The sequence below is a fragment of the Aeromicrobium sp. genome, from assembly GCF_032084975.1.
Classification (GTDB): domain Bacteria; phylum Actinomycetota; class Actinomycetes; order Propionibacteriales; family Nocardioidaceae; genus Aeromicrobium.
Window position 1 is genome coordinate 3,430 of the sequence record NZ_DAMDLR010000136.1, and the last position, 497, is coordinate 3,926.

Below are 497 nucleotides of genomic sequence, written 5' to 3' on the forward strand. Positions count from 1 at the left end.
GGAGCCGATCGTCTGGCGCCGGTTCGAGTGGGCTCGGCTCGAGGTGGACGTCGCCGGGTACGGCTCGGACGCGTCCGAAGACGGCGGCGTGTCCTCGACGACGCTGCTGCCGATCGCGCCGAAGCACCTCGGCCGGCACCTCGTGGACGAGCTGGTCCCCGATCCCCAGCGCGGCACCGGCGAGCGCATCAGCCCGCCGCGGCGCTCACGCTGGTTCGCGCCGATCGGCTGGCGGTACCGCTGGCTGGCCTCGACGCCGCACACGGTGACGACCGCCACCGGCTGGATCACGCACAAGCGCTCGCTCGTCCCGCACCACAAGGTGCAGTCGGTCGAGTTCTCGCAAGGGCCGCTGCAGCGCCGGCTCGACCTGGCGTCCGTCGCCGTGCACACCCCCGACGGTCCGGTGAGCGCGGGCGTGGCGAACCTCGACGCGGCGACGGCCCGGGCGGTGGCGTTCGACCAGGTGGAGCGGGCTCGCGAGGCGCGGCGGCTCA

The 497-nt window shown here is 74.6% G+C and carries 1 protein-coding gene; it reads left to right on the top strand.

Going from position 1 to position 497, the window contains the following annotated elements; genetic code table 11:
* Positions 1-497 (top strand): PH domain-containing protein (locus RT323_RS16305; RefSeq protein ID WP_313410310.1); only part of this gene is annotated, 497 nt, incomplete at both ends.